Below are 20901 nucleotides of genomic sequence, written 5' to 3'. Positions count from 1 at the left end.
GACGTCTAGAATTTCTTCACCACGATACCATGCCGGCGCAGGGCGTAGCCGACTTGCCGCGGCGTGAGGCCGAGGATACGAGCCGCCCTGGCCTGAACCCAACCGGCCTTGTCCATCGCGTCGATCACCCGGTCGCGTTCCGCCAGACGCGGGGGACAAGTGGGATCGTTCGGATCGCCTGCCGTAAAGGGAGATATCTTGCCTGCGGAGGCACCGATGCAACTGGCCGGCAGCCGCAATCCGACCGGCGCTGCGTTGACCCGTGCGAGATCGTCGATGGCATTGCCGCCATTCGAGCGGTCGGCTCGCTTCCAGAGGAGCCAGGAAAGGCACTGGCCCTTCTTACAGGCGAAATCGGATGGAGTGATCGTCCTTGAGCGCGCAAGTGTGGCCGTCCTTTGGACGCAGTTCTCCAGCTCGCGGACGTTACCAGGGAAGTAACATTGCGAGATCAGGTCAAGCGCCGGCGCCGCGAAGGCTAGTGCGCGATCGTTCTCCTTGTTGAACCGGTTGAGGAAGGCGTTCGCAAGGCGTGGAATATCGCCGGTTCGCTCTCTGAGCGGAGGCAGGATAATTGGCACGACATTGATGCGGTAATAAAGGTCGGCCCTGAACTCCCCTTTTATGACGGCCGTCTCGAGGTCCTTGTTGGTGGCGCATATGAGGCGCACGTCGACCTGTAGCGTTTTGGTGCCGCCGACTCGCTCCAACTCGCCTTCCTGCAAGACACGCAACAGCTTGGCTTGAAAGGCCGGCGAAATCTCGCCGATTTCATCAAGTAGCAGCGTTCCCTCATTTGCCAATTCAAAACGACCGGCGCGCTGGGAGATAGCACCCGTGAAAGCGCCCTTTTCATGCCCAAACAGTTCTGACTCCAGAACGCTTTCAGACAGTGCGGCGCAGTTCAATTTGACGAAAGACTTCTTCCTCCGACGTGAGAGCTTATGGATGGCCTGCGCAAAGAATTCCTTGCCGGTGCCGCTTTCACCCCGCAGAAGCACGGTGGAATTGGTCCCTGCTACGACCGAGACGGTTTCGAGCACCTGCTTGAGTGCGGGGCTTTCCCCGATGATCCCGTCGATTTTGGCATCCGCATGCCGGGCAGGGTCGTAGGTCCTCCCCTCGTTGGGCGATTTCTCCGGTCCCGATTGCCCATGGCCACACCGCTGACGATCTGTACTCAGGGCGCGATGGAGGCGGATGGTCCGGCCGACAAGGTTGGCGACCATCGTCAGGAAATAAATGTCCTCGTCGTCGCGAAAGTCGGTGGCGCCGTCTCCGGCGCGGTCGATCGACAATGTCCCAAGGATATCATGATCAGCCTTTAGCGGGATACCGATAAAGGCAATTGGGATGGTTCCGATGCTCGAAGACGTTTGAAGGTCAGCCTGAAATAGTTGGGACTTGCGCACGTCCGGTATGAAGAGCGGCGTCCCCGTAGCGACGATTTGATCTGTTACGGCCTGTGGTATGACGCGGCGAGTGCCTGATTGACGTACGTGGGTATTGCCGGCAGTCGCGGCAATCTCCAGCTCTCCTTCAGCGTCCAGGACGACGATTGCTCCGTGACGCATCTGCAGAAATGAAGGCAGGACGTTCACGACATTGGCGAGCGTAATCTCCAGCTCGCTGGGGGCGGTCAGCACCTTCGATATCTCGTAGAGTCCTCTGAGCGCGATATCTGATTGGGGCATGCTTTTGATGGGCGGTTCAGGGCGGGTCTCCCGAGGTCCAACCTCGTCGACCCGATCTTGCGGTCCGTGGGTCATGGAAACACCTCAGGGGTTGTCGTCCAGAGTGCTCCTCCTTTTTTATCTGAATTCTGAAAGCACAGTATTCACGAGCTTCTCTTCGTCAAAGCGACGATCGAAGCAAAGAAAATAGACTTGGCGTTGGGCGAGACCTAAACTGTATCAAGATCAACCCTCTTAATACGTGCGTGCGTCGGTCATCCGAATTTGAAGAGGACTCCGAAACCGCCGCGTGGATAGTTCCACTCGATCTCGCCACTGGTCTCACACAAAATCCGGCAGGTGCCGCACTCCATGCAGCCGTCAGCAGTGATCTCCACTTGACCTTTGTCGTTCAACTCATAACATTTCGCCGGGCAGACGTGGGTAAGCGCGAGCAAGTTCGCGCTTGGCCTCTCGTGCGGTCGCACTTTGATATGCGGGCGGCCGGAATCCACCAAGTAGCGGTTCTGGTAAAGCTTGTCCTCGACACGTGACTTTGTCACTGCGATCGTCATTTCGTCTCCCTTCAGCGCCACGCCAATGCAAGGCGGACCGCGTCGCTGACCAGCCCCCAACGCGAGCGCGCCTTGATGAAGGCCGCCGTGGTCGCCTTTTCCTTCTCGATCTTCGGCGTGCCGTCGACACGCATGAAGTTCTGCGCGGCTTGCGACATCAACCGCGGATAAGTTGTGAAGTAATTGCAGGAATTGGTGTGGAGCAGGGCCGGCATATCTTTGTATTTCTTCAGGTCCTTGACCACGAAGGACTTGTCCAGCATGGCTTTGTAAAGAGCGAGATTTCGTTTGGTCATAGGAGCGTTGCGGCTGTTGACCTCGATGATTGCCTCAGCCGCGATGCGGCCGGAGGTCATGGCGAGGTTCGAACCCTCGCGGTGAATGGCGTTGTTCAGTTGCGCGGCATCGCCGACCACGACCCAACCGTCGCCAAACAGCTGCGGAATAGCCTTGTAGCCGCCTTCGGGAATGAGGTGTGCGGAATATTCTTTCACTTCCGAGCCGGCGATCAGCGGCCGGATCGAAGGATGGCTCTTTAAGGCATCAAGGAGAACGTAGGGGCTCTCGACCATCGCGGCAAAATCGGAGACGAGGCAGCCAATGCCCAGTGAGATCGACTCCTTGTTGGTGTAGAGGAAGCCGAGCCCGGCCATGCTGCGGGAGGTCGTGCCCACCGCCTCGATCACGCAGCCTTCATCGCCCTTGACGCCGAACCGCTGCTCAATGACCTCTTCGGGCAGGAAATGCATTTCCTTAACGGCGAGCGCCACGGTTTGTGGCTTCGGCATCTGGCGCAGGCCGGCTCGCGTGCCAAGCAGTCCGCAGACACCTTCTGCGAGAACGACCACGTTCGCGTAGATGGCTCCGCCGGCCCGATCTGTGCGGACGCCGACCACCCTGTCCTTGGCGTCACGGATGAGCTCCGTCACGGTCGTCTCGCACAGAACCGTCGCGCCGGCCTCGCGCACCTTACGCGAAAACCATTTGTCGAACTGGGCACGGATGATTGTGTATCGGTTGGGCTTGGCCTCATTGAAGTCGTCCGACCGATAGTGAATCCCGGTATGGGATGTGTCGTCCATCACCCAAAGCCGCTGTTCAACCAAATGCCGCTCGAGAGGCGCATCGTCCCTGAAATCCGGGATGATCTTCTCCAGCATGTTCGCGTACATGATGGCACCTTGGACATTCTTGGAGCCCGGATATTCACCGCGCTCCAACTGCAGCACCTTCAGGCCATGGCTGGCCATGGTGTAAGCAGCTGCGTTTCCGGACATGCCTGCCCCAACAACAATGGCGTCGAAGTTTTCCTCGATCATGTCCGTCCCTTAGCTCGCAAGCTTATCGCGACTGTGGGGCGACAGCCGCCGGGTGAAGGCTTCCGTCAGTGCGGGCAGGAAGCGGATCGCGTCGGTGACGATTCCGAGGTGAGCGAAATCGAAAATCGGCGCGTTCGGGTCGGTGTTGATGGCCACGATGAGATCCGCCCCCTCGACGCCAACCCGATGCTGGACGGCGCCGGAAATCCCGGCCGCTATGTAAAGCTTCGGCCGGATGGTCTTGCCAGTTTGGCCGATCTGCCGATCAGCTGGCATCCAGCTCTTCTGGACTAACGGGCGCGAACAGCCATGCTCGGCGCCGATTGCTCGCGCGAGGTTCTTCACAAGCTGCAGGTTCTCCGCCGCGCCAAGACCAAGGCCTCCCGCAACCACGACGTCGGCATAGGCAAGGTTTGCCTTTGCCGACTGATTGTCCGGCAGGAAGCCGAGGACTTTGGTAGCGATCTCGTCCTCGGCAAGCGAGAGCTTGTGCCGGATGACACGCCCGACCGGTTTATCCGTCCGCTGCGGCATGGGCATGACTCTTGGCCGCACTGTCGCCATCTGAGGGCGGAAATTGAGCGTATAGATCGTGCACAACAAGGAACCGCCGAAAGTCGGACGCGTCGCGGCGAGCGAACTGTCGGTATCCACATCGAGTTCGGTGCAGTCGGCCGTGAGCCCTGTCTGCAAGGTCGTCGCCACGGAGCCGGCAAGATCCCTGCCGAGTGTGGTGGCACCGAGAAGAAGGATTTCGGGTTTGTGGGTATCGACCAGATCCGTCATCGCCTTGGTGAAAGGCTCGTTCCGATAGTCGGCGAGCAGGGGCGCCTCGGCGATGTAGACAAGGTCAGCACCATAAGCGAATGCTTCGGCAACGGCGTTCCCGACGGCCTCTCCCGGCGGTCCGAGCACGACGCCTGCAAGCTGGACCTGAAGCTTGTCTGCTAATTTGCGGCCTTCGCCGAGCAGCTCGAATGATACGGGATGGACCTGGCCGCGTTCGAGCTCGATGAAGACCCAGACGTGGCGGTAGTCCTTGAAATGGGCGGGCAGCTCCTTCTTTATGCCGGCGCGGCCGGCGGCAGGGCGAGGGGTTTCTCGGTTCGCGGTCGACATCGTTTTGCTCCTTGCCGTCACGCGCCGCCGTTAAAGGCGAGCTCATGTTCCAGCGCCGGCTGGCGGGTGAAGATTGCGGTGATGAGTTCGTCAGCGACATCGCGCAAGGCCTTCTCGGCGGTGTCGATTAGTGCCGCCTTTTCAGCTCGAGCAGGAGGGGCGAAAACACGCTTGACGACGGTCGGTGAGCCGCGCAGGCCGCATTTGGTGAGATCCTCGATGCCGGCGTCGGCCGCACTCCATTTCAAGACCTGGTTGCGCGCGGCGCACAAGGCGTCGTGGATCGAGCCCCGGCGGATCTCGTTTGTGCCTTCCAGCATGGTGATGAGGCAAGGCAGCCTGCTCTTCAGCATCTGTGTGCCGCCTTCGGAGCGGCGCTCGACCTTGATCTCGCCTGCAGCAAGGTCAATAGAGGGGATCTTCGCGACATAGGTCAGTTGCAGGAGTCCGAGGCGCTTGGCGATGCCGGGCCCGACCTGGGCGGTGTCGCCATCGATCGTCTGCTTGCCGGTGAAGACGAGGTCTGGCGTGCCGAACGTCTCGCCGACCTTCGCGATTGCCTGGGAAAGGGCGAACGAGGTCGCCAGCGTGTCGGAGCCGGCAAAATAGCGGTCGGTCAAGAGCACCGCTCGGTCGGCGCCGTAGCCGAGCGCCTTGCGCAGCGCGTCCTCTGCCATGGGCGGACCCATGGTGAGCACAGTGACTTCGCCGCCATAGGCATCGCGCAGTCTGAGCGCTTCTTCGAGGGCGAACAGGTCGTAAGGGTTGATGATGGTCGGAACACCCTGGCGCATGATTGTGTTCGTCACCGGATGGACCCTTATCTGTGCCGAGTCCGGCACCTGCTTGATGCAGATTACGATGTGCATTGGCGGTTTCTCTAGGCTCCTGTCCGGTTGCGGGCATTGCGGTTATCTCCTTGATCCGCATAATTCGTGCCAAGTCTCTTGCGCTGCCCCCTTTCCTACAACTTCGGCTGGTTGCTTCTGACGGCGCTGTGGTGATGACCGGATTTGTCGGCTGCTCGACATTGTCGCGTCGCAACCCTTGTCGCCGCTCATTCTCGTCCGAACCGCTTCAGTACCGAGTCGAACGGGACAAAGGTGTGACCCGGCGCGGCAGGTTTGTTCGGATCGTGGTCTTTGAGCACCTTGAAGACCCGATGCGTGAGCGGCGAGGAAATCGCAAAGTCCTCGTAAGCGCGTTCGAGCGTCGCGCGCACCCTCGCGGCAATCACCTGGTCGGGCAGACCGGAGAAATCTTCTTCGGCAAGGTATTGGCCCACGCGCTTCATTATATGGAGCCGCGAGACATTCAGCACCTTCGGGTCATAGGAGACGCGCAGGACTGAGAAGAACTCCTCCGCGGCCGACAGGCGCTTCAGTCGTGCGAGGATGTCTGTGACATCGATGGGGCGGCTGTCAGCGGAACAATTCATTGCATTCTCCCTGGTCGCAAAACTGTGGCCTCTGCACGCGCGCGCGCGGCTGACCTGGACCCGCACAGCTCGAACAGGGACGCCTCGCTGCACATTTTATCGTAGAGCTCGACCAGTTGAGTTGCAGTGACCGTCGATTTGGTCTCGGCCGCCTCGCGCCGGACGCGGGCCACCATCGCGGCTGCCAGATCCGGGTCGAGATCGCGACCGCTTTCGCTCAGCACATGAGCAATCGCAGAGGCGCCGGAATGCTTGCCGATGACGATCCGCCGGCAACGGCCCACGAGAGCCGGATCAAGCCCCTGATAAGTACGCGAGTCCTTCAGCAGCCCTGCGACGTGAATGCCGGATTCGTGGGTGAAAACATCGGCGCCGACGACCGGCTTAGTGGCCGCGGTCTGCCGGCGGGCGGCCCAGGCCACCTGGGCGGCGAGGCTGGGCAATGCGGTCAGCTCGATGCCGGTATCTGCGCCGCCGAAGACCGCCATCGCGGCGGCCACCTCTTCCAGCGCGGCATTGCCCGCACGCTCGCCGAGCCCCAGGACGGTGACGGAGGCATGGCGCGCGCCTGCGCGGATCGCGGCTAGCGTGTTGGCGCCAGCAAGTCCGAGATCGTTGTGCGCATGAAATTCAAGGTCGATTGGAGACTGCGCCACGAGCTGGGCGACAAGTTCAAAGGTCGAAAACGGGTCGAGAACACCGACTGTGTCGGCTAGCCTGACGCGGCTTGCGCCGGCGCGTGCGGCCGTATCGATGACGCGGGCGAGATGATCCCGATTGGCCCGCGAGGCATCCTCGCACCCCACCGCGACGAAGAAGCCGGCGGCGGCGGCGCGCCTGACCATATCATCGATGACCTGGAGCGCTCCCGCCTTGTCGAGGCCGAGCTTGGCGGCAAGTTGGATGTCCGACGCAGGCAGCGACAAATTGACCGCTTGGACCCCGCTCTTGATCGCTGCATCGAGATCCAACGACGTCATCCGGCACCAGGCCATGAGCCGAACCGGAAGACGCCGCGCGACCACGGCGCGAATTGTTTCGATCTCGTCGACCCCCATGACCGGCGTGCCGATCTCGATCTCTGTCACGCCGGCCGCCGCAAGAGACTCAGCGATCTCCAGCTTTTCCGTCGTGGTAAAGGCGACGCCCGGCGCCTGCTCGCCATCGCGCAAGGTCGTATCGTTGAGAGAGACATGACGGGTCATGACCGGTAGCCTGTTCTTCTGCCGCTCACGCATAGACCGGATTACCCGGCCCAGAACCGGAAAAGCTGCGCAGCTTCCCCACGATTGCCGGCATGACCTCGAGCACCCGGTCGATATCCTCTTCGCTGTTGTCCCGCGCCAAGGAGAAGCGGACTGCCGCGTGCGGCGTTTTCATCGCGCTTAGGACATGGCTTGGTTCCTGAGAGCCGGAGGTGCAGGCCGAGCCAGAGGAACACGCGATGCCAATGCGGCTGAGGAGAAGTGGAATTCCATCACTGTCGACATGTTCGAAGGAGATGTTTGCGGTGTTGGGCAACCGTTGCAGGGGATCACCAGTGACACAGGTGCCTGGGATGCGCTGGAGGATCCCGCCCTCCAGACGATCGCGGAGCGACTTTACCCGTGTGGTCTCGTCGTCCATGAATTTCAAGGCGAGTTCGGCCGCCGTGCCGATCCCGGCTATGCCGGGCGTATTCTCGGTGCCAGCACGCCGGTTGTGTTCTTGGTGACCCCCCTTGATCAGCGAATGGAAGTTGACGCCGCGTTTTACGAAAAGCGCACCGATCCCTTTCGGCCCGTGCAGCTTGTGGCCGGAGAGCGACAGCATGTCGATTGCGGTCGACTTCAGGTCCATCGGAAGCTTGCCGACCGCCTGCACAGCATCGGTATGGAATAGGGCGCCCACTTCCTTGGCCAACTCGGAAAGCCTGGCCACGGGGAAGATCACACCAGTCTCGTTGTTCGCCCACATTATTGATACGATTGCCACCTGTGGGGTGAGGGCGGCCATATAGGCGTCGAGGTCGAGCCGACCACGGCAATCCACCGGGATCCTGTGCACCTTGACGCGGCGGGTCTTCTCAAGATGCGCGCAGAGCGTCAGCACGGCGGGGTGCTCGACCGCGGACGTCACGATCTCGGTTCGGTTGGGCGCCGCCTCGAGCGCTGAAAGAAGCGCTGCATTGTCGCTTTCTGTCCCACCCGAGGTGAAGGTGATCTCATCCTCGAACTCCGCGCCGATCAGCGCTTGCAATTGCCTCCGCGCCTTTCTCACCGCCGCACTGACAGAGGCGCCAAGAGCGTGTGCCGACGAAGGGTTGCCGAATTGATCCCTAAAGAACGGCAACATCGCTTGCACGACCTCAGGATCGACCCGTGTGGTTGCGTTGTTGTCGAGGTAGACAGGCTTCATAGGTGCGATCCTCAGTTAAACAGAATGACGCGAGCGCTAGACCGACTCGTTGAGCCTCTGGCTCATGCCGTTGATGATAATGGGCCTGAACTGGCAGCGCGCGCAGACGCCCGGAGTGTTTGCGTAAATCGGATCTCCGTCGATATGGACATGTTCGCAGTGGCCGCAGGTCAGCCCGCAGGTAAGGACGCCCGAACGCGATAACGCTACCGATGAGCCGAATTTGGCGCAGCGGCGCGATTTGTCCGCAAGCAGCTCGGGTGCCACCAGGAACCGAGCTGCTTCGGGAGGCGACTTTCTTTGAATCCTACTGGGAGCGAATGGCGGTCCCGAGATCGGCTTTGACCTTGTCTTGCTTTTTAGGACGCGGACATCTGTTGTGCCGGCCATATAAGTCTCCTCTGCCGCAAAATCAGTCTGTCGGCCGCACAGGCGCTTCGGGCGTTTAACTGAAGGACTTGCCGCAGCCGCACTTTTCGCGCGCATTGGGGTTATCGAAGACAAAACCGGAAGATTCGAGCCCGGTGAGGAAGTCGACGGTCATGCCGGCTACATGGGGTTGGGAGCCCGTGTCCACGAACAGCTTGATCCCATCGGTGTCAGTGATCGCGTCGCCCTCGCGCGACACGCTCTCCAGGCCCATTAAGTATTTGAAGCCGGCGCAGCCGCCGGCCTCGACCATGATGCGAAAGCCTTCCGCCGGCTCGCTGGCGCGGGAAAGAGCAGTCTTGAAGGCGGCAACGGCGTTGTCGGTGAGCGTAATCATGGCTCCATTCTCCTCAGTCCAGGACCGGCTTGCGCATCACGCCGCATGCACCGTGCCAAAGCGAAAAAACGTTTCAACACAGCGCGGCATCTCTGACACTGCCGTGCTTCTTGTGAGTGCATTGCAGCGAAGGCGTCGGCAAACCGACACGTACTGTCGGTTTGTCCGGTCCCGCCACCAGGGATGTTGGGCCTGAGTTCCCGGTTGAACTCACATCACCAAGTACAGAACTTCTTCTGAGCTTGCTTCGGCGCAATTGGCACGGTTTTTGAAGCTCCGTTTGGCGAGACGGCAAGAGCATGCCGATCCACAACCATGCCGTGGGTGCCCGCGCGATGGATGGGGCGAAGCAGGGGAGCAACATGTCAGGACCGGGTCAGACACGCGTTGTTTGGCAAAGCCGCGCCGCCCGTGGCATCCGAATGCCCGCTTGGCCGATTGCGACAACACCCACACTCGCTCACCCACCGCCCAGTAGCGGCCGACCGGCTCGATGGGATGCCATTGGCATGTGCCTGCTCGCCGGTTTTCGCGCGGGTGCGACGCCGTGCGCACGCTGTCCAGCGACACCTTGTTCATGGGCCAGCAGCAGATCAGGATCGACCATTTCGGCGCGCCTTATCGGCTGAAGATACCCGGGCAGGGCAGATGATCCTCACACGTCGTAGAAACAGGGGTAAGCATGGACCAACGCGAGAAACCGTCGCCCGACGAAATCCGGCGGGCGTGCAAAGACAATCCGAAAATCCGGGAGCATGATCTCGCCGCTCGATTGGGCATTTCGGAAGTCGAGTTGGTCGCGGCGCATTGTGGTCATGGCGCGGTGCGCATCGAGCCGCGCGTCGATGATCTGCTGACCGGCCTCGAAGCGGTCGGCGAGGTGATGGCGGTCACCAGCAACGAAAGTGCCGTGCACCAAAAGATCGGCGTGTACGGCAAAGTGGTCACCGGCAACCAGCATGCCATATTGCTCGGCGACGGGATCGACCTGCGCATCTTCCCGAAAGCGTGGGCGTATGGCTTCGCCGTCGAGAAGCGCGAGGGAGCCGAGATCCGCCGCAGCCTGCAATTCTTTGATGCCACCGGCGAGGCGATGCACAAAGCTCATCTCAGGCCCGCCTCGAACCTGCAGGCCTATCAGGATCTGACGGCAGAGCTTGTATCCTCCGATCAGGAGCCGATCATATCGCTCGAGGCGAGCGGGGCGCGCGATAACGCAGTGAGTCCAGACCACGCCGCCACGGTCGACGACCTACGCGAGCACTGGGGCCGGCTAAGCGACGTGCATCAGTTCTACCATATGTTGAAGACACTGAAGCTCAGCCGCTGCCAGGCTATGCGTACGGCCGACGAGGATAACGCCTGGCTGCTCGACAATGATGCCGTTGGCGCCCTGTTCCAACAGGCGGCCGAAGACGAGATGCCGATCATGTGCTTTGTCGGCAATCGTGGTTGCATCCAGATCCATTCCGGCCCGATCAAGTCGGTCAAGCAGATCGGGCCGCGGATCAATGTGCTCGACGAGACCTTCCATCTGCATCTTAGGACCCATCGCATCCGCGAGGTCTGGGCCGTGCGCAAGCCGACGAGGGACGGTCACGTGACGTCCATTGAAGCGTATGGCGCGGACGGCGAGATGATCATCCAGTTCTTCGGCAGGCGCAAGGAAGGCGAACGCGAGGGCAGCGACTGGCGGTTTCTGGCCGAGAGTCTGCCATGTGTTCCCGGTCCGGATGTGGAGAGTGCCGACAGGCCCTCGGATTGAACCGGCCGCCATAGGACTCGGCAGCACGTTCCGACAGCGGCTCGCGAGGAATTTAGCTCCATGTGCGGAAAGGCTTGCCTTCATAAGCGCATACGGACGGTTGGGTGTGCACGCCGGAACAGACCGCATCGATACAGTCAAGCTCGTCGCGGCCGGACTGCTGCGCACGAGTGCATCGCCGTCTGACCGAAAATCCTTGCAGCGCCTGCGAGCGATAAAACGCATACGCCATCATCGCCGAACCGAAGCGCGGCTCGATCTTGTTGATATTCCCGATCAAACGCCGTCGGGTCTTGTCGGATCGCACCCGATCCTTGCGCTGGATCGCATCGTTGCTCAATCCGGGCCGTGCGAGGCGATCTCCTCGCTCGTCGACCGGAAGGCTGTGCAGCAGCAGCCAGGCCGAACAGCCCGATGTCGCGGACTCGACAAAACCGACCACGGATGTCGGTTGTCGGACGTTGTCCTAAGAATGATGGACAGGTGATCATCAACTTAGCGGCGGCGGCCCAGTTCAGGCTGGCGTCGCTTGGTACAGGCCAGGGGCACGCCTATCCGGCACGCGACTTGCTTTGACAATTTGGCCAGCGGGGTGTCAGCAGTGCGTCACGATCTCAGCGGTGATTGATCGCCTCTCAACCATAACGGGATAAGCGGCGGCTTTGCTTCTGACCGCAGCGCGGCGGAGATGCCCTTCGGATTGACTTCGCAACCGATCTCATCGCGCTGGCAGTGGGCTGATCGGGCGACAGATCTCGAACGCGCCCGACAAGAGACGCACCCATACGGAAATCGATTTTATCAACAGCGGTGCAATCTCAATCGAGCCATGAACGCCAATGTAGAGAAAGCAAGATGGCGACCAACCCCGTTCCAGATCATGTCCCGCCCGAAATGGTGAGGGATTTCAGCCTGTTTACATCGCCAGGGATGCCACCAACACCCAACGGGGATCCACACGCAGCTGTCGCTCGCGTACATGACGGGCCTCCGATCTTTTACTCCCGCTACAACACGCAAGATGGCCGGGGTACCTGGGTCATCACCCGTGCCGCGGACCAGCGGAAGGTGCTGCAGGACGCAGAGACTTTTTCCAGCCATCGCAGCATCTTCTCCTCCATACTGGGTGAAAACTGGCCGACGATCCCGCTTGAGCTTGATCCACCGGCCCATGGCGTCTTTCGCTCACTGCTCAATCCGCTGCTTTCGCCAAAGCGGGTGTTGGCTTTGGAACCGGCTGTCCGCGAACGGGCGGTCGAGCTGATCGAAAGGATCGCCGCGTCGGGCACAAGCTGCGACGTGATGAAGGATTTTGCCTTTCCTTTCGCGGTGAGCACCTTTCTTCGCTTTCTGGGGTTGCCCGATGACCGACTCGATACATTCGTCGGCTGGGGGAAAGATCTGCTCCACGGCGACGATAAGGAACGACCTGTGGCTGCCCGGACGATCGTGGCATTCATCGACGAACTTGCAGCCATGCGCCGCCAGGAGGCGGTTGACGATTTCATGACCTTTATCGTGCAGGCACAGGTCGAGGGCCGCCGGCTGACGGACACCCAAGTCCGCGGCATCGGCGTGCTTGTCTTCGTCGCTGGGCTCGACACGGTCGCAGCAGCTATAGGCTTTGACTTGGCGTACCTCGCGCGCAACCTCAAAGATCAGCAATTGCTGCGGAGCGAACCGGACCGCATCCCGCTCGCAACCGAAGAATTGCTGCGGGCCTATCCGCCCATTCAGTTGATTCGCGTGGCTACGAAAGATATCGACTTCGAAGGCGCGCCGATCCGGAAGGGGGACTATGTTTCCTGCGCCACGATGATTGCCAATCGTGACCCGGCGGAATTCGCATGCCCCAACACGATTGATTTGGAGCGGGAGGACAACCGCCACGCAGCGTTTGGCTATGGTCCCCACCGTTGCCTTGGCTCACACCTTGCCCGGCGGGAGATTGTCATTGGCCTGGAGGAGTGGCTGGCGCGCATCCCGGCTTTCAGGATCAAGCAGGGTACGGCACCGATAACTTCTGGCGGCCATGTGTTCGGGATCGAGAATTTGATCCTGGACTGGTCTTAGGCCCGCCCCGAGCCGGGGCACCGACAATGGAGGCAGCGCCATGCGCATCATCGTCCAAAAGGCCAAATGCCAGGGTCACGCGCGATGCGCGGCGCAAGCGCCGGACATCTTCAAGCTTGATGAGGAGGGCTACATCCTGCCTGGTGACATTGAAGTTGCGGAAGGGGAGGAACTGCCTGCATCGCGAGGCGCGCGATCCTGTCCTGAACGTGCGCTGGAACTCACTCGCTGACGCTCTGAATCAGACGTCATTCAACCGTGAGTCTGGCGGCTTCAACCATGTGGCCGCACTCAGCACGCGACCTCTGTCCCGCACGGTCCACGTCCAAGGGCCGGGGTTCGCGAAACGCCTCCTTCCAATCACAGAATCTGCGACAGAGCCGAGTGGACCAGACGAAAATTGCCGAACTACTCGACCGAGAGGCGATCCGCGACTGCCTCTACCCGAAGAACTCCCCCACCCAGTTGCGGCCGGCCGGGTCGCTGCATGACTTGATAGGACAAACCAGGAGAACGCACCATATTTGCCCAACATTATGCCCGGCTCAGCACCGGCCAATGGCCGCAGATCGAGCTGGAGAGGAGGTTCGACCAGCATGTACTTGCCTGTGTGCTCTCACGGGCGCTCGAGGAGATCGAGGCCGGCGAGGCGACTGCGACGGAGGCAACCGGACTCTCGCGCGCCGAGCTGCGCGATGTCCTGGCCCGCTGTTTCCCTGCTATTCCTATCAACGCGTTTGCCTTGAAAGAGGTGAGCGAGCCCGAGCCGGATCTGGAGGAAGAACTTCTGCACGGACTGCTGCTGGCGCATGCCCGGCCGGGCGACAAGGCGAGCGCCCGCTTCGCCAGGATCATCGCCCGGCGTGCCATGCGCAATGACCACCTCTGGCAGGACCTTGGCCTTTTTAATCGGACCGAGCTCGGCAGCCTGCTCGCCTCGCATTTTCCGACGCTGGCGGCCGGCAACACCCAAAACATGAAATGGAAAAAATACTTTTATCGCAAGCTCTGCGAGGCCGAAGGCTTTTCGCTGTGCAGCTCCCCCAGTTGCCGGGACTGCAATGATTTCGAAAGCTGCTTCGGCCCGGAGGAAGGCGAAAGCCGCCTCACACGGATCAAGAACGGCGTCGCCTCGGATTGAGAGCCGCTTTCGTCAATCGTACAGCGCCGGCGCTCGCGCCGCGCCAATCTCTTGTCGAATGTCGACGGACGCCTTCGAGGATTTGAATGCTGTGCCTGCTGTCCGATTGATCGCGATGCTCGCTTCGGCGGGCGCTGCCATCATGGCCGTGCAGGACCCGACCCGCACCATCGCCGCCGAGCAACTGCTGTTCTCCGGGTCGTTGCTCCTCGCCTGCCTGGCGGTTGCGGCGCATGGGCGGCCGCGGTTCACCGCCGTCATTGTTCGCGCTGGTGCACAGTTTCGCCACGATCACCCATTGGGGCGGCCAGATTGTCTCCGGCGTCGCCATCAATTTCGTTGCTGCCGGCTCCGCAATCATTCTCGGCCAGGTTCCGGCAGGGCGCGCGCTAGGGTTCCTGGAAGCTTTTCGAATTTTCTGGATCCCGCCTCAACCCGAATTGCGCGTGCTTGTTGGACAAATTAGTCACTAGATTCGGATTTAGGATAGATTCAGGAGGCTTCGAATTTCTAACGCTCGCGACCTCGCAGGTCGTTCACGTCAGCACGAAGGCGTTTAACCCTACGTGTCGTATTGGCAGCTATGCGCAGCATTCCGGTCGTTGCCCAGTCTTGTTGAAAGTTCCAAAAGCTGCCGATCCGGTTAGCGCACACAAAACACCATAGCGGGGCGGAGGCGGACCCTCGGTTATTAGACTATGGCGTTGAAACAGCTACCATGGCTCTTAGCTGGCCATGCGGTTCCGCTTCCAATTCGCGAACACGGCATTTCTTGTAGCTGCAGGCATTCACGGGTTGGGTGCGATCGTCGCAGCGACTGCATCCCAGGGCATGGGTCTCCAGTGTTGGGCCTACTCCTGCGGCGTGCCGACCGCCGGGTCTATCCTCGGGCCCTACGTAGACTTTCGGCGACAAGAAAAGTACACCGGATCAACAATATAGAGTCGCCTTTCCGTCGACTCGACCCCAGGGGCCGAATGATGCACATTTCGCCAACCTCGTTGAAAGTCAGCCAGTTGCTCGGTACGGCAAACGAGCAATATGTAATCCCGCCTTATCAACGCCGATATTCCTGGCGCGAACGACAAATCTGGGAGTTGCTCGAGGACATCGATTTACTCGAAGGGTCCGATGTTCATCTGTTGGGCAGCATCGTGTGCCTGACCGGGCGCCATTCCGCGAATATGAACCCCTTGGAACTGGTGGACGGGCAACAGCGCCTGACCACGATCTGCATCTTGCTCGAATCCTTGAAGAAACGCTTCGTCGAAGAAGGAGTCGATGACGAGGAGCAATGGCGCAGTCTTGCGCGGCTGCTGATAGCTCGGAATTCCGGTGGGGACAGCAGCTCGAAGATTGCGCTCAACACTCTGGACAGCGATGAATTCAAGAGCCTAGCTGCCAGCGAAGAAATCGACTTTGGCGCCTATCAGAACCAACGCCTAGCGAACGCATTCGGGACGATCAGGGCTTGGCTCTCGGAGAAGACGCTGGAAGACCTTGTGGCATTCTCGTTCAAACTACAGAATCAGGCTTTGATCGTGCGGCTCGACGCGAGCGATGCCAAAGACGCATTCAAGCTCTTCGAGACGATCAACAACCGCGGGCTCCGCTTAAGCCCCACCGACATCGTCAAGAATTTCCTGTTGGGCAATGCCGCGAGGTTCGGGCCGCAGCAGCTGGAGGGTGCCAAGAAGGAATGGGCGAAGCTTCTTTCCCACCTCGATGGCACCGATACGGATGCATTCTTCCGATACTTCCTCATTGCCTCCACACAGCGGCGCATCACGAAGAACCAAGTCATTCCGGAGTTCAAGACGCTGTTCATGAATGAGGTAGTCGAGGCTCGTCAGCTTCCAGATCGGCACCTCTACGCCGACGAGGAGGAAATCGAAGATGACAATCTCGATGATGGCGTCGACATAAAGGACATCGAGATCGAAGAGACCTCGGCGGAACAGATCACGTTCGCTGCATTCCTCAAGCGGATCGTGACCAGCGCGAAAGTATTCGGCGAACTGGTGCTCGGCGCCACCGGCAGCAAGCAGATCGACAGACATCTGCGAAATCTGCGCATGATCAAGTCCGCTCAGACCTACGGCTTCTTGATGCATCTGCGCGCCGGGGGCATCGACGACAAGACATTCGTCCAGATTCTGAAGCTCACGGAAAGCTTCGTATTGCGCCGGCATATATGCAGGGAACGCGCGAACGAGACCGAGACCTTGTTCGCCAAGCTGTGTGAGGTGGATCCAACCGACCCGATCTCGGCGACCCGCAAGGCATATCGCGACGCGTGCCCATCGGACGACAAATTTGCATTGGAATTTGCCAGCGCGAATTACTCTGCCAACATCATCGATCGAGCAAGATACTGCCTGGAACAGATCGAAATTCGCCGCCATGGCAAGCACACCGAGCTGGCCGTGCTCGGTGCAGAAGACGTCCATGTCGAGCACATCATTCCGCAGAAGATAACGACGGCGAAATCGAAGAGGGATTGGGGCGACTGGATCACCTACCTTGGGGAGAAGGCAAACATTCTACATCCCCGATTGGTATCGAGAATCGGCAACCTCACACTGTTCGCAGGCGAGCTTAACATCAGTGCCTCCAACAATCCCTTCGTTGCGAAGAAGTCGGCCTACAAGCAGTCCGCAATTCTTGTCACGCAAGATTTGGCGGTCATGCCAGCCTTCAAGTTCAAACAGGTCGAGGCTCGATCCGTGGATCTAGCTGGGTTGGCGGTTCAATACTGGCCACGGCCTTGAATTTGTTCAGCCGGGCGTTCCATCTCGGTCATTCCCTGGCGTATGCTGAGATAGCCGCTTCTGGCGATGTCAGCCATAGGCGGACTTTCGTTGGCGATCATGGTGTACGCCGCTCCCCTGGCGTCTTGGGGGCTGGTAAATGAGATGTTCCGGTCAGGGCACCCGCCTCGCGGCAAGACTGGCAGAACGGCATGCAGCTATGGTGCTCGCCAAGGCGGTCGACGAGCGAGGGGTGGTGAATGGGAAAGCAGATCGTTTGGAGAACAGATACACGGCGCTTCGAACGAGGCGATGTGGTGGCCTCTGCCGCTGACCACGCGGCAACCACATTGCACGCTAGTCACGCTCTGGCCGAGCAAGCTTTCCGAGACGGTATCCCGAACGGTCACGACCTCCGCGCCAACTCCCTCTACACATGGCGAGACGAGAGCTGGGCGCGGCTGACCTGGGACCGCGAAAAGGGCAAGTTCCTCTACAAGCTCGAAATCGATACGGATGACATTAGGCACACTGGAGACGTGTGCTGGTATTCCGCTGCCGGCATACTCATCGGTAATGGTAAGTCTCCCGACGAAGCCGTGGACGCTTATGCGACCGGCAAGCCTCATATCCCGGACATACATTTCAAGCCGAGGGTGGAAATCCTGGTCAAGCGGGCCATCGTGCTGGAGCGGTACGAAAAGAAGGCCCCGAAGGGCCTTGCCGGGCTTGGTAAGGACTAAGCCTGTCCTAATCCCATGTGTGGGCCGTCCCCTCATTGCTTCGCTTGCGAAAGAGCCTGACTTCTTCAACAGCCTGCTAGGTGCGGTTCGCAGGCTACCTCTTGCTATTAGCCTCAGGCAGCAGCCTATCACATCGCATGCCACAAAGAGCAGCCCCGGCATCCGGCCTGCTCCAGCGCCGCTTCTGGTAGGCGGTGGCGGAAACCCGAATGGCCGTGAGGCGCAGTCTCCGGCGCGGTCAAAAAGCTATGGGTATGTGACTCTACCCGACAAATGACTATCGACAACCGACTGCACAATCCCAATATTGGGAGCTGTTCGCCTATTGTTCCTTTGGAGCGTCGATGTCAAAGAAGATCACCGACAATCAGCTGCTGGGTGAGATTGGTGAAACCGCAGCCCGACTTCGATTCTTGAAAATCGGATTTCAGTTCGATGTCAGGTCGAGATTGGAAGCAGGCGTAGATGGCATCGTCGAAGTGATGGACAACGGTGTCCCACTTGCGAAGATGATCGCCGTCCAGGTGAAGGCCCGCCATGGAAATGCATATGCTTCGGAGGACAAAAACGGCTTCACCTATATGGTGCGAAGCGAAGACCTCGAATATTGGCGCCCGTCGAATCTGCCGGTGATCATTGTCCTGTACCGCGATTCCGACGAGACCTTCTTCTGGAAGGAGATCCCGCGCGGATCGGACGACTCCGAGCGCAGATTGCGGTTCGACAAGAAGCTGGATTGTCTCGACACCGATGCCGTCGATAGATTGGCCGCAATCACCGTTCCCAAGGCCGGCTTCGGCTACTATATCCCGCCGTTGGGAGGTGGCGAGTTTGCCCTCGTCAACATGCTCCCCATAACTTTCCCTCCTGAGATGTATGTCGCGCCCACCACCCATTCGGCGAAAGACGCTGGCAGAATACTGCTCGATCTCGACGAGCCCGCCCGGTTCGACTGGGTCATGAAGAGTGACACGCTGTGGTCGTTCCAGGATCCGCGGAAGACTGTCTGCCGAGAGATCGTCGAACTCGACCAGGTTGAGGCCATAGACACGCGTCATTTAGCATTCCATGAGGACGTCCACGAGCGCAACGTGTTCGCACATCTTCTTCGGCGGGCCTTGGGTCATCAGTTCTACAAGGATTTGGGCTGGGACAAGGACCGCGGCCAGTTCTACTTCAAGGCGTTGGCGGCGAATGCATCGAGGTCGTTCTCCTACAAGTCCTCCAAGCAGAAGGCCAGCTCCTACGTCGTAAATGTCGCCATGCAAAAAGCCGATACGACCCGAGTGTCTTTCGTGCGCCATCATTCGTTCATCCCGCGCTTTGAAAACCTTATGGATGAGTGGTTTTTAGTGGTGAACCCGAACTACTACTTCACGACCAACGGCTTCCAGCCGCATTCCTATCCGGCCGAATTGCTGGCCGGAAAGAAGCGCCTTGACAACAGTGCTTCGCTGCGCGGTCAGTTGATACTCTGGCACCGCTTCCTCACCAGGCAGGATGGCAGTGCCGACGATCTCTTCGCCGAGCCGAACCTCGAAGGCCAATTGAAATTCGGGGAGCCGCCTGAGGTGTATCTCGCTACGAAGGTGCCTGAGGACGCTTGGGGTACGAAGAAGGCAAAAGACAACGGCGACGACAGCACTCAGGCGGAGATCGAATTCCTATGAAGTTCGAAACCATTATCTTCGATGAGCCACATCTCGAGTTCGGCGACAAGCACCACCATCCGGATCCACGGCTCGGCCTGTACGAGGCCGGACCTTTGCAGACGCCCCTCGGTGACTCCATTCGAATTGCGGTCGTCGGCAATGCCAAGACCATCGAGGACACCAAGCGCTACCTGGAAGACGCGACCGCTGGTTTCCCCGGCAAGACCGAGAAACATCCCAACCTCCACCCCGATTTTCCCGGGCTGGGAAACCAGAACCCGTTCCGTTGCAAGTTCGAGCTCGTCGAGAATGCCGCTCTGGCCATGCCGCAGGCTCGCATCGAAGCCATCCTGAAAGAACCCAACCACGAGAAGGCGGTCAAGATGGCCGTCGATGAAGTCATGATCCAGCTTCGGGCCATCGACGAGGGGACCGAGCGGCCGAACGTTGCCATTGTCGCACTTCCGGTCAACCTCATCGAACGCGTGGTGAACGCCAAATACTCCCCTGATGGAACTACCGAGCAAGAGGACAGCGGGGGAACCGATGCGCCGAACTTCCGCGGCATGCTGAAAGCGCGCGCCATGGATCTTCGATTCCCGATCCAGATCGCCTGGGAGGATACGCTGGACGACGCAGTGATCATCCCCCAGAAGGTCAAGGAAGCCACCGGCCGCCAAATCCAGGACGAGGCCGACCGCACGTGGAATCTGATGACGACGCTGTACTATAAGGGGACGGGACGCATTCCGTGGCGCCGTATGCCGAAGGAGGGGGAGTTTACTGCCTGTTACATCGGCATCAGCTTCTACCGCGAAGTGGGAGGGCAGCAGCTGTTCACCAGCGCGGCGCAGATGTTCGACGAGCGGGGCCGGGGCTTCATTCTCAAGGGCAAGCGCGCCCGCACCGAGACCAGGGGCCGGCACCCATACATGGCCGAGGACGATGCCAAGGAACTGATTCGCCAGGTGCTCGCCGCCTACCGTGCCCATCACATGAATTATCCGGCTAGGGTGATCGTCCTGAAGACATCTAGGTTTCGCGATGAGGAGGCGGAGGGGATTTTGGACGCGCTCCAAGAAGTTGGTACCGAATTGCGGGATCTGGTCTGGGTGCAAGAATCGTCGCACATCAAGGTGCTTCGTGACGGAAACTACCCGGTGATGCGCGGAACCTTCGTGGAGATGGGCGGCAAGGGTTTGCTCTACACGACAGGCAGCATTCCCTACTATGGCACCTATCCAGGCAGGTACGATCCCAAGCCTCTGTTGATTTGCCCCCATTTGCGCAGTGACAGCACCGTCAGAACATTGGCGGAAGAGGTCTTCTCGTTGACCAAGGTTAACTGGAATTCGACGCAGATGAATCAGAAGCTGCCCATACCGATTCGGGCGGCCCGCAATGTCGGCGAAATCCTCAAATATATTACCGATGAGAAGGTAAATTCGGACTATGGCCGATATATCTGACACTTGGGGCAGCTTTCAGAT

19 protein-coding genes and 1 pseudogene are annotated in these 20901 nt (G+C 59.8%); 10 read left to right on the top strand and 10 right to left on the bottom strand.

Annotation, left to right across the window (positions count from 1 at the left end):
* Nucleotides 1–5: 5 nt before the first annotated feature.
* The 9 genes from nifA to NKH19_RS12565 form a co-directional block, all read right to left on the bottom strand.
* Nucleotides 6–1769, bottom strand: a complete 1764-nt coding sequence (gene nifA, locus NKH19_RS12605; protein ID WP_502910917.1) for a nif-specific transcriptional activator NifA — start codon at nt 1767–1769, stop codon at nt 6–8.
* A gap of 179 nt (nt 1770–1948) precedes the next feature.
* A complete protein-coding gene (locus tag NKH19_RS12600) occupies nt 1949–2248 on the bottom strand; it encodes a ferredoxin family protein (RefSeq protein ID WP_023678245.1) in 300 nt (99 codons plus the stop codon).
* An 11-nt stretch (nt 2249–2259) separates the two neighbouring features.
* The gene (locus tag NKH19_RS12595; RefSeq protein WP_023813709.1) at nt 2260–3567 is read right to left on the bottom strand and encodes an FAD-binding protein; all 1308 of its coding nucleotides are present in this window, start codon (nt 3565–3567) and stop codon (nt 2260–2262) included.
* 9 nt (nt 3568–3576) lie between these two features.
* Entirely contained in the window at nt 3577–4686 is a 1110-nt protein-coding gene (locus NKH19_RS12590; protein ID WP_023766900.1) for an electron transfer flavoprotein subunit alpha/FixB family protein, read from the bottom strand.
* 17 nt (nt 4687–4703) lie between these two features.
* Nucleotides 4704–5555: an electron transfer flavoprotein subunit beta/FixA family protein gene (locus NKH19_RS12585; RefSeq protein ID WP_352664361.1), complete on the bottom strand. Its 852-nt coding sequence runs from the start codon at nt 5553–5555 to the stop codon at nt 4704–4706.
* 188 nt (nt 5556–5743) lie between these two features.
* On the bottom strand, nt 5744–6124 hold the full coding sequence (gene nifW, locus NKH19_RS12580) for a nitrogenase stabilizing/protective protein NifW (protein WP_352664360.1): 381 nt from the start codon (nt 6122–6124) through the stop codon (nt 5744–5746).
* On the bottom strand, nt 6121–7329 hold the full coding sequence (nifV, locus tag NKH19_RS12575; protein ID WP_352893546.1) for a homocitrate synthase: 1209 nt from the start codon (nt 7327–7329) through the stop codon (nt 6121–6123). Before nifV ends, nifW begins: the two co-directional genes overlap by 4 nt.
* A gap of 25 nt (nt 7330–7354) precedes the next feature.
* Nucleotides 7355–8521 carry a cysteine desulfurase NifS gene (gene nifS, locus NKH19_RS12570; protein ID WP_352982197.1) on the bottom strand — a complete coding sequence of 389 codons (1167 nt, stop codon included), beginning with the start codon at nt 8519–8521 and terminating at the stop codon, nt 7355–7357.
* Between the two features lie 445 nt (nt 8522–8966).
* Nucleotides 8967–9287, bottom strand: coding sequence for an iron-sulfur cluster assembly accessory protein (locus tag NKH19_RS12565; protein WP_352601193.1), 321 nt, complete (start codon nt 9285–9287; stop codon nt 8967–8969).
* 547 nt (nt 9288–9834) lie between these two features.
* Here NKH19_RS12565 and hemP point away from each other — a divergent pair.
* Together hemP and NKH19_RS12555 are read left to right on the top strand one after the other, a co-directional pair.
* A complete protein-coding gene (hemP, locus tag NKH19_RS12560) occupies nt 9835–9939 on the top strand; it encodes a hemin uptake protein HemP (protein WP_352761077.1) in 105 nt (34 codons plus the stop codon).
* Nucleotides 9940–9969: 30 nt separating this feature from the next.
* On the top strand, nt 9970–11052 hold the full coding sequence (locus NKH19_RS12555) for a hemin-degrading factor (RefSeq protein WP_352854604.1): 1083 nt from the start codon (nt 9970–9972) through the stop codon (nt 11050–11052).
* Between the two features lie 52 nt (nt 11053–11104).
* Here the strand turns inward: NKH19_RS12555 and NKH19_RS12550 are convergent, their stop codons facing one another.
* Entirely contained in the window at nt 11105–11494 is a 390-nt protein-coding gene (locus tag NKH19_RS12550) for a hypothetical protein (RefSeq protein WP_352441424.1), read from the bottom strand.
* Nucleotides 11495–11907: 413 nt separating this feature from the next.
* Here NKH19_RS12550 and NKH19_RS12545 point away from each other — a divergent pair, with 413 nt between their 5' ends.
* The 8 genes and pseudogenes from NKH19_RS12545 to NKH19_RS12510 all read left to right on the top strand — a co-directional run bounded on the left by NKH19_RS12545 (nt 11908) and on the right by NKH19_RS12510 (nt 20880).
* Nucleotides 11908–13125, top strand: coding sequence for a cytochrome P450 (locus NKH19_RS12545; protein ID WP_352982194.1), 1218 nt, complete (start codon nt 11908–11910; stop codon nt 13123–13125).
* Between the two features lie 40 nt (nt 13126–13165).
* Nucleotides 13166–13357: a ferredoxin gene (locus NKH19_RS12540; protein WP_352798761.1), complete on the top strand. Its 192-nt coding sequence runs from the start codon at nt 13166–13168 to the stop codon at nt 13355–13357.
* 288 nt (nt 13358–13645) lie between these two features.
* Complete coding sequence (locus tag NKH19_RS12535) at nt 13646–14266, top strand: nitrogen fixation protein NifQ (RefSeq protein ID WP_352982237.1); 621 nt, start codon at nt 13646–13648, stop codon at nt 14264–14266.
* A gap of 263 nt (nt 14267–14529) precedes the next feature.
* Nucleotides 14530–14637, top strand: a pseudogene (locus tag NKH19_RS12530) (ABC transporter permease); the annotation flags it as partial.
* 606 nt (nt 14638–15243) lie between these two features.
* Entirely contained in the window at nt 15244–17037 is a 1794-nt protein-coding gene (locus NKH19_RS12525) for a DUF262 domain-containing protein (RefSeq protein WP_352982192.1), read from the top strand.
* A gap of 239 nt (nt 17038–17276) precedes the next feature.
* Entirely contained in the window at nt 17277–17759 is a 483-nt protein-coding gene (locus tag NKH19_RS12520) for a hypothetical protein (RefSeq protein WP_156933466.1), read from the top strand.
* Nucleotides 17760–18103: 344 nt separating this feature from the next.
* Nucleotides 18104–19429, top strand: a complete 1326-nt coding sequence (locus NKH19_RS12515; protein ID WP_023727136.1) for a DUF4365 domain-containing protein — start codon at nt 18104–18106, stop codon at nt 19427–19429.
* Nucleotides 19426–20880, top strand: coding sequence for an argonaute/piwi family protein (locus NKH19_RS12510; RefSeq protein ID WP_023727137.1), 1455 nt, complete (start codon nt 19426–19428; stop codon nt 20878–20880). Before NKH19_RS12515 ends, NKH19_RS12510 begins: the two co-directional genes overlap by 4 nt.
* The last annotated feature ends 21 nt before the right edge of the window (nt 20881–20901 follow it).

The sequence above is a fragment of the Mesorhizobium sp. M1338 genome (assembly GCF_040318045.1).
Taxonomy (GTDB): domain Bacteria; phylum Pseudomonadota; class Alphaproteobacteria; order Rhizobiales; family Rhizobiaceae; genus Mesorhizobium.
The sequence above is the reverse complement of the archived record's forward strand: the minus strand, read 5'-3'. Positions and strand labels throughout refer to the sequence as shown.